General features: G+C 71.9%; 9 protein-coding genes and 1 pseudogene. 5 read left to right on the top strand and 5 right to left on the bottom strand.

Annotation, left to right across the window (positions count from 1 at the left end):
• Positions 1-1729: pseudogene (locus VN520_RS20040) on the bottom strand (WD40 repeat domain-containing protein); the annotation flags it as partial.
• Between the two features lie 404 nt (positions 1730-2133).
• Between VN520_RS20040 and VN520_RS20035 the strand changes: the two are divergent.
• Complete coding sequence (locus VN520_RS20035) at positions 2134-2697, top strand: hypothetical protein (protein ID WP_325748304.1); 564 nt, start codon at positions 2134-2136, stop codon at positions 2695-2697.
• 5 nt (positions 2698-2702) lie between these two features.
• Positions 2703-4166 carry a hypothetical protein gene (locus VN520_RS20030; protein WP_325748303.1) on the top strand — a complete coding sequence of 488 codons (1464 nt, stop codon included), beginning with the start codon at positions 2703-2705 and terminating at the stop codon, positions 4164-4166.
• Positions 4167-4564: 398 nt separating this feature from the next.
• Here the strand turns inward: VN520_RS20030 and VN520_RS20025 are convergent, their stop codons facing one another.
• Together VN520_RS20025 and VN520_RS20020 are read right to left on the bottom strand one after the other, a co-directional pair.
• Positions 4565-4810, bottom strand: coding sequence for a hypothetical protein (locus VN520_RS20025; RefSeq protein WP_325748302.1), 246 nt, complete (start codon positions 4808-4810; stop codon positions 4565-4567).
• Positions 4807-5010: a hypothetical protein gene (locus VN520_RS20020; protein ID WP_325748301.1), complete on the bottom strand. Its 204-nt coding sequence runs from the start codon at positions 5008-5010 to the stop codon at positions 4807-4809. The genes VN520_RS20025 and VN520_RS20020 overlap by 4 nt, the downstream gene beginning before the upstream one ends.
• A 171-nt stretch (positions 5011-5181) precedes the next feature.
• Between VN520_RS20020 and VN520_RS20015 the strand changes: the two genes are divergently transcribed.
• Both VN520_RS20015 and VN520_RS20010 read left to right on the top strand, forming a co-directional pair.
• Positions 5182-5916, top strand: coding sequence for a DUF6879 family protein (locus VN520_RS20015; protein ID WP_325748300.1), 735 nt, complete (start codon positions 5182-5184; stop codon positions 5914-5916).
• Between the two features lie 10 nt (positions 5917-5926).
• A complete protein-coding gene (locus VN520_RS20010; protein ID WP_325748299.1) occupies positions 5927-6778 on the top strand; it encodes a helix-turn-helix transcriptional regulator in 852 nt (283 codons plus the stop codon).
• A gap of 386 nt (positions 6779-7164) precedes the next feature.
• On the opposite strand, the gene VN520_RS20005 is transcribed toward VN520_RS20010, so the two are convergent.
• Complete coding sequence (locus tag VN520_RS20005) at positions 7165-8703, bottom strand: PQQ-dependent sugar dehydrogenase (protein WP_325748298.1); 1539 nt, start codon at positions 8701-8703, stop codon at positions 7165-7167.
• Positions 8704-9077: 374 nt separating this feature from the next.
• Between VN520_RS20005 and VN520_RS20000 the strand changes: the two genes are divergently transcribed.
• On the top strand, positions 9078-10346 hold the full coding sequence (locus tag VN520_RS20000) for an MFS transporter (RefSeq protein WP_325748297.1): 1269 nt from the start codon (positions 9078-9080) through the stop codon (positions 10344-10346).
• 257 nt (positions 10347-10603) lie between these two features.
• Here VN520_RS20000 and VN520_RS19995 read toward each other — a convergent pair.
• Positions 10604-11011 (bottom strand): carboxyl transferase domain-containing protein (locus VN520_RS19995; RefSeq protein WP_325748296.1); only part of this gene is annotated, 408 nt, incomplete at its 5' end.

The raw sequence follows: 11011 nt of genomic DNA, 5'->3' as shown, positions 1-11011 counted from the left end.
TGAGGCGGCCGAAGACGGCGTCGTCGCGTTCGGCCTGCGCGGTGGCACGTGCCTGGAGGGCGACGACGGCGGTGCCGGTGGCGAGCAGCCCGAGAGCGGCGAGTACGGCCACGACCGTACGCCGCAGTCGCGCGAGGCGGTGCTGACGGCGGAGCGAAGCGGTGAGGAACTGCTTTTCCAGGGAGGTGAGTTCGACGCCACGGCGGTTCTCATCGCCCTCCCGGTCCTTCGCCGTGGTGCCGTTCGGCCGGGCGGTGTCCTGCGGGAAGGCGTTACGGGCGGCGTCCAGCCGGGAGCCTGCGTAGAGAGCGGCGCTCTCCCTGCCGAGCGCCTGCCAGGTGCGTGCCGCCTCGGAGAGCGCGCGGTGGACGCGCAGCCGGTCGCGTTCGGCGTCGATCCAGGCGTGGAACCGGGGCCAGGCGGTGATCAGGGCTTCGTGGGCGAGGTCGACGGTGCCGTCGTCGAAGGTGATGAGGCGGGCGCGGACCAGGCGTTCCAGCACCACGCGGGTGTCGGCGGGACTGCCGAAGTCGAGCTCCGCGTGCTCGGCGGGGCGGCGCGTGTCCGCCGCCCCGTCGCCGGGGGCGACGAGCCGCAGCAGCACACGGCGGGCCACTTCGGCCTGGGACGGGGTGAGTTCGCCGTACACCTGCTCGGCCGTGCGGACGACGGCGCCGTGCAGTCCGCCCGCCGCCTCGTACGCGGCCTCCGTCAGGACCCGGCCGCTGCGGTGACGCCAGGTCTCCAGCAGGGCGTGCGACATCATCGGCAGCCCGCCCGGGGCGCCCTCGACCTCGTCCAGGAGGCGGTCGGTCAGGGAACGCTCGACGATCAGGCCGTCCGCGGCGGCCGGGCGCACGATGGCCTCCCGCAGCTCCGTGCGGCTCATCGGTCCGGCGAGCAGCGTGGCACCCTGCAACGCTGCGGTGAGGCCGGGGTGTTCGGCACAGCGGCCCAGGAAATCGGCCCGCACCGCGATGAGGACACGCAGCCGGCTGTCGGCGTCGGTGGCGGCGACGAGGCGGTCGATGAAGGCGTCCCGGTCGGCCGGGTCGGCACCGAGGGTGTACAGCTCCTCGAACTGGTCGACGAGCAGCCAGGTGTCCGCGTCGGTGCCGGGCACGGGCGTGAGCCGGTCGGCGTGCGTGCGCAGCGGGTCGGGGCCGGGTGTGAAGATCCGTACGGCCGCCGGAGCGGCCTCGCCGTCCCCGTCGCCCGCGTCCTCGGGCGGGGTGCGCAGCCGGGGGATCAGGCCGGCGCGTAACAACGAGGACTTGCCGCTGCCGGAGGGGCCGAAGACGGCGGTGAGGCGGTGCTTGCGGTTCAGCCCGGTCAGCCGTTCCAGGAGTTGGTCGCGGCCGAAGAAGAGTCCGGCGTCACCCGGTTCGAACCGGGTCAGGCCACGGTACGGCGGCCGGGAGGTCTCGTCACCGGACGCCTCGGCGGCGATCTCGGCCGACGTCTCGCGCCAGCGCCGGTCCCACGCGTTCACATCGCCGCCGCACGCCTTCACATAGGCGAGCGTCACCGCGCGGGTGGGCAGCTGCTTCCCGGCCGCCGCCTGCGACAGGGCGGTCACTCCGTAACGCGCCCGCTGAGCCATCACCCGGTACGTGGGCTTCCCCGCGGCCTCGCGCAGCGCCCGCAGTCCGGCGGCGAACCGTGGCACCGGCCCGGCCTCCGGATCCAGCTCGCCCTCGGTGCGTCCCGGCCCTGGTTGTCCCGACACGTGCCCGCCCCACCCTCGCTCCGCCCGGACGCCACCAGGTCATCACCCAGTGCGTCCGCCCGGGCGCCCACGGTAGGGAGCCGGGAGGGGTGGCCGCAACCGAACTGCCGGGTAACCGCAGGCGGGACACGGACGTTCACCTGGTCTTCACGTCCGGTCGCGGCCGGTTCTCCCGCCGACCCGCGCCCTTGGGTTGTTCGGTGCCGGGACAGGGCCTGCTGAACAACGGCGTACGGCGGTCGAATGGCCGAGGGCCGCGACCGGAACCGGGACGGCCTCCGGCGGAGGTCCGAGCCCGAGCAAGGGGGGAGGGCTCGGACCTCCTCCTCCGGAGCGCCGACCGCGAAGCCGGCCGGGCCCGGGACCACGACCTGCCGGACACCGAAAACGTGAGGTGACCTTCCATGCAGAACCCTTCCCACTTCTCCCACCCCTCCGACCCGCCCTCCGACCCGTCCTCCGACCCGTCCTCCGACCCGTCCTCCGACCTGCGGGGCCCGTCCGGCCCGGCCGGCCCCCGTCAGCCCGAGGCTGCGCGCCTCTCCGGGGCCCTCGTCTTCGTGCTCATGGTCGTCGCCGCGCACGCGCTGGGCACCGCCCTCGGCGGCTGGGCGGCCCTCGACGAGAACTACAACAAGCAGGAGCACGGGCAGGACCTGCTCATGCCGATGGGCCTGGCCTGGTTCGTGGCGGTGTTCTGCTGGGGACTGGCGGCGCTCCAGGTCGCCTGCGTCGTCCTGGCCGGCAGGCGCCGGCCCTGGATCCGTGTGGTGCTGGCCGTGTGCCTGGCCTTCATGGCGTGCTCGATGTTCCTCACCTTCATCGCCTCGCTGGCCTCCGGAACTCCCGGTCCGGCGGTGCTGCTGGTCTTCGGCATCGACGCGGCGGCCCTGTGGGTGGTGCTGGGCCGGACCGCACACAGCTGGTTCTCCGTACGCGGCCCGGCGCCCACTTCACCCCGGGGATGACAGCCATGGACCACGCGACGTACGGACACGACCCGTACCGGCCGTCCGACGAGGCGCCGGAGCCCCCCGTGCCGCCCAGGCCGGTCAAGCCCCCCACGGCCCCGTGCGACCCGGTGGCGGCCGCGGTCGGCAACGCCTCGCTGCTCGGCATCGGCTATCTGGTGCTGGGCCACCGGCGGCTGGCCGCGCTCGCCGTGCTCGGCACCGGCGTACTCCTGAAGCTCACCGCCTCGACCGCCGGGGCCTGGTGCGAACTCCTGCTGCTCCTGTGGTGGGCAGCCGGCACCGCCCATGGCTGGTTCCTGGCCCGCAGGCGCGAACATGCCGTACGCAGGGTGCAGCGCAACGCCACTCTCGCCGTCACGGTCGCGGTGCTGCTGACCGCCGTGCTGCTGCGCGTCGATGCCCACGGCATCGAGAACAGGGTGGACGAGGCCCGCGAGGCCGGTGACTGTGCCGAGGCCGTCGCCGCGCAGAGCGAGGTGTGGTCCGGCCACCGCGTGGCGGCAGCGACGGTGGTCGAACCCGGCGACGCGGTGGTGGAGATCTGCCGCCGGCTGGAGCGCGCCGCGTCCACGCTGTACGACGCCGGGCAGTCCGGGGACATCGAGGAGCTGGAGCGGGGCTTCGGCGTCCTCGCCCGGGTGCTGAAGGAACCCGGCCACGAGGAGACCGTCCGCACAGCCCTGGACTCCCTCCTCGACGCCCTGCCCACCGAGGACGCCTGCGGGACGGCCGACATCACCGGCTGGCTCCGCGACCGCGAGCCCACCCGTGACGTCCTGGACCGGTCCGCCGACACCGCGACGCGCACGGAGCCCGCCGCGCTGGCCGGATGCGCCGACGGCCTGATGGACGAGGAGAACTGGACACAGGCACGGGCGCGCTACCAGCGGCTCCTCGACGCCTACCCGGACGTGCCGCTCGCCGGCAAGGCGCGCAGCGGCGTGAAGAAGGCCGGCCTGGCCATCGAACTCGCCGAGGTGCGGGCGCTGATCGGGGCCACCCACGACGCGACGTCCGGCTACTGCGACAAGCCCGCCAAGTACAGCGCCGCCCCGCCCTACCGCAAGGGCACCAACCGCGCGCTGTTCCTCGGCGACACGGAGTACACCGGCAAGCTCCCCGGCGGCTGGCGCACCGACGACCCGGCCAAGGCGGCGCTCGTGGTCTGCGCGGACACGGTGAAGAACGGAGCCACCGTCGAAACCTGCCCCTACGAGAACGACAAGTCCGTCCACTTCCCCCACCAGGTCACCTTCCACAAGGCCAAGATCCCGCTGAAGGTCTACGAGCTGCGCACCGGCAAGCGCGTCGGTCCGCACTCGGTGCAGATCAGCGGCAGGAGCTGCCCGGCCGTCCTGCACTACGAGTACTACGGCACGTACGACTACGGACCGGGCGACCAGCTCGTCTCCACCGCCAAGTCCGACGTCCGGGACGCCTTCCGGCCGGTCGTCACCCGCTGACCGCGCGCGGCTCAAAAGGGTCTCGGGCCACCCCTCACGGGCGGCGAGGCCGGCGGAGGCCAGGGCCGCCCGACCCCAGCTCTCATGGCACCTCGCGCTCGTCGCGCTCCTGACCGGGTGAGCGGCCAAGGGCGCTTCGCGCGCCGGGTATCAGGGCGCCGGCTCGCCGAGGGCGTTACGCGGCCGGTGAGGCCAACGAGTGCGTCGCTACGACCCGGAGCAGGTTCGCGCCGGGTCACGACACCGAGCTCACATCGCTGATCGTCCGAGCCGGGGCCGGCGGTCACCAGGTGCGTCGAATCGAACACGACACAGTGGTGGCCAAGGATGCGTTGCGGGTGGCCGCCGGCCTGGGACGGGAGGACCTCGTACGGGACGCCATCGCCCGGGGGGAGCAGCTAAGCCTTGTTGGCCTCGGGCACCGGCTCGATGCGCTCCAAGGGCACGTCCCACTCGATGCCACCGCCGGGCGGCACCATGAACGCTTGGCGCTTGTGCAGTCTGCCGTTCGATTTGTAGCGCTCCTCGATCACGCCCACCAGCAGGCCGGTTCGCTCCGAGACCGTGTCCACCACGAGGGTTCCGCGCGGGTAGGGCAGTGCACCGTGGTTGAGGGTCGTTGCTGGTTTCTCGTGTTGAGTCATTCCCGGTCCCCTCGCTGAAGTGCTCCGGCCGGGCGGGCGGCCACGTCGGCGCGCACCCACCCCAGCTCAGCGGGGTTCAGTGCGGGGGATGCGGGGTCCACTCGCCGTGAGGGAAGGACGATTCCGGCCTTGGTGAGTGCTGCCCCCAGGGGCTCCACGGTTGCGAACGGGTCGATGTCCTGGTGTTCCTTGGTTGCCATGAACGGGACGCTAGAAGTGGGCGGCTGGCCGGCGATATGCTGTTTTCTCGAATTTGCTCGACGAGCCACGAGTATTGCTGTTGTTTGCCCATGGACCCTGCTTGACCCCGTAGTTCCGGGCTGGGGCTCCGGCCATGCTGCTGATCAACACCCCTGGAAGGGAGAGCGTCCATGGCTCGTCAGTTGCGATTCACCGGGACGGACAGCAAGGTCGACGGTTGCCCCGCCCTGCACACGGACGAGGGCACCGGCGAGGTCATCGTTCAAGGCACGCCCGTGACCGACCCCGAAGACCTGGCACAGCTCCAGCACTTCGGGCCGGATGATGCGGCGGTGGTCGTGCCGCGCGAACTGCTCGTGAACTGGGCACCGAAGGAGATGGAACGGGTGCCGGAGCTTGTCGACCGGGCCACCTTCCGGCGCCTCTTCGAGACCTTCAAGCACACTGCTTGGCGGCTGGAGACGCGGCGCGGTTACGCCTCCGACCGGAAGGACCCCGACTTTCAGGCGTTCCTCGCCACCGGGTCCTCGCCCTGTGATCCCGACGAGCCCTGGTTCGTCAACATCAAGGCCCAGACCGAGGCGGGCAAGCGTGTCGGCCGGGTCCGGGTCACAGACCGCCCGATGACCACCGAACAGCGGTTCCTGCTCGACTACGCCCGGCACAACGCGGCGGTCGGCGAGGACATCCGGTACCTGTGGCGCGAGGACGCGGCCGACCTGCCCGCCGAAGACTTCTGGATCTTCGACTCGCGCATCGTCGCCGTGCTGCACTTCGACGACGCCGACGACATCACGGACATCGAGCTGATCACCGAACCGGCTGAGGTCGTGCGGTACGCCACTGTCCGCGACGCCGCCATGCACAACGCCGTGCCGTTCGACCAGTTCGCCGCGACCGAATGACGCGTGACCGGTGAGCACCGACTACCAGCAAGCCAGGGTGGCCCTCGGCGCGCGACTGCGCGAACTGCGGTTCTCATGCCCTGGTGGCCGGCTCACCGGTCAGCAGCTCGCCCAGCGGCTCGGCTGGCAGGGCTCCAAGGTCAGCAAGCTGGAGAACGGCAGGCAGACGGCCACCCCCGAGGACTTGAGGGCGTGGGCCGACGCGACCGGGCAGCCGGGCACGTACGCCGAGCTTGCCGCCCGGCTGGCCGGGTTCGAGTCCCACATCAGATCATGGCGCAGGGCGCTGGCGAACGGGTTCAAGCCGCTGCACGAGGGCTTGAGTGCGGAGATCGACCGCACCTCGCGGATGCGGATCTGGGAAGAGTCGGTGGTCCCCGGTCTGTTGCAGACGCCCGAGTACGCCCGCCACGTCATCCAGCGCTATTCGGAGCTGCTGGGCGGGGCCGACGACATCGAGGCCGCCGTGCGCTCCCGGGCGCAGCGTCAGGAGTGGTTGTACCGCCCTGGTCGCAAGTTGCACGTGCTGATGTGGGAGGCCGCGTTGCGCTCGCTGATCTGCCCGCCCTCCGTGCTGGCCACCCAGCTGGACCGCCTCACCGGAATGATCGGCATGGACACGGTGGAGCTGGGCGTCATCCCGTTCACGGCGTCAGTCAAGATCGTGCCCGCCAACGGCTTCTGGGTCCTTGATGACCGCCTCGTGGTCGCGGAGGACTGGCACGCCGAGATGTGGTTGGAGGACGCCGACAACATCGCCTTGTACTCGAAGGTCTGGCGCACCCTCCGCGAGTCGGCCGTGTACGGGGCCGACGCCCACAACGTCATCAACGCGGCCCGCCGTGCGCTGAACCCTCGTTGACGGGCCGCCTGGGCCCGGGGCGCTCCGTGGCTGTCCCCGGGCCTCGTGCTGACGGGTGCGGCCGGGGACCGCCCCGGGCGGAGATCTCATGCCACGGGAGGCCCCACGGGAGGCCGCCGCTGGGTATGCCGCACCCGCCGGCCGGAGCCCCGGACGGCCGGGCGTCATGGTGAGATGTCCGGTCCCCGCCGGCCGTCACCTCCCGTGTTGAGAACGGCTACCTCCCGTGAGCGCTCCGGGAGGGTCGGGACCTTGCCACGACCGCAAGTCCCGGCGGTGCTTGTGTGCGGCAGAACCTGCACGGTGTCCTGGTACCGCAGCAGGCTCGTAAACGAGAAGGTCTCCAACGACGTCACCGGGATGTACATCCGGGACGTCGCCAGGAATCAGTTGCCGATGGCGCAGGCGTCCCCGTTGAGCATGAACCGCGGCGGTGACGACGCGTTCCCGGTGTGGTCGACGAGATAGCCGAGGGTGATGCTCGCGCCCGGAGCGATCGTGGCGTTGTGCGAGGCGTTGTACGCCTCGACCGTGTTGCTCAGCTGGGTGAGGTCCGTGTTCCAGTCGGAGACGACGGTCTGCCCCGGGGGCAGCGTGAACTCGAGCGTCCAGCCGTTCACCGGCGTGCTGCCCGTGTTGGTGACGGTGAGGTCGACCGTCGCGCCCGTGCCCCAGGCCGTCACCTTGCGGTCCACGCGACAGGTGGGCTCCTCCTGTGCGAACGACACCCGGTGCAGGCCGCCGGGCAGGTCGTTCACCACGTAGAACTCCCCGTCGACGGTCGTGCCGATGGACGTCACCTGGGTGGGCATCTTTCCGATCTCGGCCTCTTCGTAGCCGCCCTTGCCGTCGGCGCGCAGCGCCCGGACCGTGGATGAGCAGTAGTCGGTGGCGATGTACGTGCCGCCGACCAGACCGGCGTACTTCTGGCCCCGGTAGACGTGGCCGCCGATGACCGAACAGCCGCCTGTGTAGGGGGAGTACGTGAAGACCGGCTTCGTGTACGTCTCACCGGCCAGGCAGTCGCCGCCGTCGAACTTCTCCAGCCCCTCGTAGCAGGACCAGCCGAGGTTCAGCCCTCCCTGCCCCGGTTCGAGGTGGTTGATCTCCTCCCACCGGCCCTGGCCGACGTCGCCGATCCACATCGAGCCGTCGGCACGGTCGAAGGAGAAGCGCCACGGGTTGCGCAGCCCGTACAGCCAGATCTCCTCGCGGGCGCCGGGGGTGTCCACGAAGGGGTTGTCGCCCGGAACGCAGTAGGCCAGCGGGGCGCAGCTCCGGCTCACGTCGATGCGCATGATCTTGCCGAGCAGGGTGTCCAGCCGCTGCGCGGAGCGCAAGGGGTCCGCGGAGCCGCCGCCGTCACCGATGCTCCAGTACAGCTTGCCGTCCGGACCGAACGCGAGCTGGCCGCCGTTGTGGTTGCTGTACTCGGCGTGCTCCTGCGAGAGCAGGACCTCCAGGCGGGACTCGTCGAGCCGGTAGCGGGCGAGGGTCACGGAGCCGGCGGGCAGTGCCGTGTACGCCAGATAGAGGTCCTGACTGTCGGCGAAGTCGGGCGGGACGGCCATGCCGAGCAGGCCGCGCTCGTTGCCCGATTCGTCCACGGACGACGTGATGTCGACGATCGGGGCCGTGGCCAGGCCGGTGTCCGGATGGTAGACGCGGATCCTGCCGGACTTCTCGGTGATGAACAGCCGGTCCGTGCCGTCGTCGGGGGCGACGATCGCGGTGGGCCGTTTCAGTCCCGAGGCGACCTGGGTGGTGGTCGCGCTGAGCGACGGGAAGGGGACGGGCGAGACTCCCTCCGCCGTGCCCGTCCGGGTGGGCACGGTGTCGACGGTGTCCGCCGTGGCGGGTGACGCGAGGGGGGCGGTCAGCAGGAGGGCGAGCAGGAGGGACCCGGCCCAGCGGCGTCGTGGCATATCGGCTCCAGAAAAAGGGGGACGCTTGCACAGCGGTGGTTCTCACACAGCGGTTCTCGCACAGCGGTTCTCGCACAGCAGTGGTGCCTTGCACGCGGTGGCGGTTTCGCGGGGGACGAGCGAGGCCGGACCGCGGAGCGGGAATGGGAGCGCTCCCGCGGCCTCCAGGCTGCGCGTAGCGGCACAGGGCGGCAACGTGTGAACGCGCCACTTTCGCGCCGTGTGGCGCAAACGATGCGATGGCCGGGCGGTGATCCGCCGCCGTACGTCGCCCGGAGAGCCATGAACCGTGCCGGCACACCGTGGGCGGACGGCGGGCCGGCCCTCGCGGGCCCGGGCCACGAGAGGAGGGCAGCCGGTCGTTACCATCCCCCGTGACCGAAAAAGCCGAACCACGTGTATCCCGCACGCGCATATTCGCCGACCTGACCCCGCTGCGGACCTCGCCCGACTACCGGCGGCTCTGGTTCGGGAACACCGTTTCCTGGATCGGGCAGGGCATGACGGCGCTGGCCGTCTCCCTCCAGGTCTACGACATCACCGGGTCCGCGTTCTCCGTCGGGCTGATCGGTCTCTGTTCGCTCGTTCCGCTGGTGCTCCTCGGGCTGTACAGCGGGGCTGTCGCCGACACCGTCGACCGGCGCAAGCTGGGGCTCTTCAGCGCGGCCGGATCGTTCCTGCTCTCCGTCGTGCTGGCCGTGGTGACCTTCGCCGGGGTCGAGCACGTGGGGCTGCTCTATGCGGTCGTCGCCCTCCAGGCCGTGTGCTTCGCGCTCAACTCCCCGGCCCGCAGCTCGATGATCGCCCGGCTGCTCCCGGCCGGACAGCTGCCCGCCGCCAACGCCCTCAACGCCATGACGTCCACCACGGGCGGGCTGGCCGGACCGATGCTCGGCGGCCTCATCGTCGGCTGGTGGGGCTACCGGGCTGCGTACACCGTCGACGCCATCACCTTCACCGCCTCGCTGTACGCGATGTGGCGGCTGCCCTCGATGCTGCCCGACCGGGCGGAGGGGGCGAAGGGTGCCCGGCGGGCGTCCGTCCTGGACGGTCTGCGCTTCCTCGGCTCCCGGCCCAATCTGCGGATGACCTTCTTCAGCGACCTGTGCGCCATGGTGCTCGCCCACCCGCGCGCCCTGTTCCCCGTGGTCGCCGTGGTCTGGTTCGGCGGCGACGCGAAGACCACCGGGCTCCTGGTCGCCGCCCCGGCGCTGGGGGCGCTGCTCGGCAGCGTGTTCTCCGGGTGGCTGGCCCGCGTCAGGCGGCACGGGCTCGCGGTGCTGATCGCCGTGGGCTGCTGGGGCGGAGCCATCGCCGTGTTCGGGCTCACCCGGCAGCTCTGGCCCGGACTGGTCCTGCTCGCTCTCGCCGGGTACGCGGACTCCGTCTCGATGGTCTTCCGCAACACCATGCTCCAGGCGGCGGTGCCGGACGAGATGCGCGGCCGGTTGCAGGGGGTGTTCATCGTCGTCGTGGCGGGCGGCCCGCGGCTCGGTGATCTCGTGGCCGGCTCCGTCGCCGACCTGACGTCCCCCGCCGTGGCGGTGACCGGCGGAGGCATCGCCTGTGTGCTGGCGGTGTGCCTGCTGGGGTTGCGCTGGCGAGGCTTCGCCCGGTACGACGCACGTGATCCGCAGCCCTAGCAGAGCAGAGCAGAGCGGGGCGGGGGCGGGGGCGGGGCAGGACGGGGCGGGGAAGGGGCCGGGAACCGTCAGGAGGCGCCCGTGACACCCGGCGGGCCGGCCCTCGGCCCCCGGCCCTCGTGGGACCGACCAGCGAGAACCCTGCGCCCTGCGGGTCCGTCAGGGCGGCGAACCGGCCGTACGCGAGGGGCACCGGGCCGGACCGGAGCTCCGCCCCGAGCGGCTTCGCCTTCTCCACCGCCCGCGTCGAGCGCGGCTCAGCCCTCCGGCACGGCGGGACCGACGACCGAGCGGGCCACCCCGAGCTCCACCAGGTCCTGGGGGCGCAGCCGGAGCTGGCCGGCGGTCGCCCGCACCTCCTGCGGACCGCGCTTCAGGATGGCCGCCGCCAGTTCCGGTGCGATCACCGAGAAGTAACTGTCGGCGGTGACATGGGTGTTGCCGGGTGCGGCCAGCGCCAGCGCACCGCCGGAGCCGCCCTCGCCGATCACGAGCGTCGTCACGGGGACCCGCGCGCCGGCGACCGCCGCGAAGACATCGGCGATGGCGGCACCCGCGCCCGCCCGTTCCGCCTCCGCGTCGTTGGCCGCGCCGGGGGTGTCGACCAGGGTGAGCACGGGGAGGCCGAGCCGGTCCGCGAGCCGGATCACCCGGGCCGCCGTGCG

Source organism: Streptomyces sp., from assembly GCF_035563135.1.
GTDB lineage: Bacteria > Actinomycetota > Actinomycetes > Streptomycetales > Streptomycetaceae > Streptomyces.
The sequence above is the reverse complement of the archived record's forward strand: the minus strand, read 5'-3'. Positions and strand labels throughout refer to the sequence as shown.

Excerpts from the sequence above, each read along its gene's own strand:
- VN520_RS20035 (WP_325748304.1), top strand. The coding sequence starts at position 2,134 with ATGCAGAACCCTTCCCACTTCTCCCACCCCTCCGACCCGCCCTCCGAC.
- VN520_RS20030 (WP_325748303.1), top strand. The coding sequence starts at position 2,703 with ATGGACCACGCGACGTACGGACACGACCCGTACCGGCCGTCCGACGAG.
- VN520_RS20025 (WP_325748302.1), bottom strand. The coding sequence starts at position 4,810 with ATGACTCAACACGAGAAACCAGCAACGACCCTCAACCACGGTGCACTG.
- VN520_RS20020 (WP_325748301.1), bottom strand. The coding sequence starts at position 5,010 with ATGGCAACCAAGGAACACCAGGACATCGACCCGTTCGCAACCGTGGAG.
- VN520_RS20015 (WP_325748300.1), top strand. The coding sequence starts at position 5,182 with ATGGCTCGTCAGTTGCGATTCACCGGGACGGACAGCAAGGTCGACGGT.
- VN520_RS20005 (WP_325748298.1), bottom strand. The coding sequence starts at position 8,703 with ATGCCACGACGCCGCTGGGCCGGGTCCCTCCTGCTCGCCCTCCTGCTG.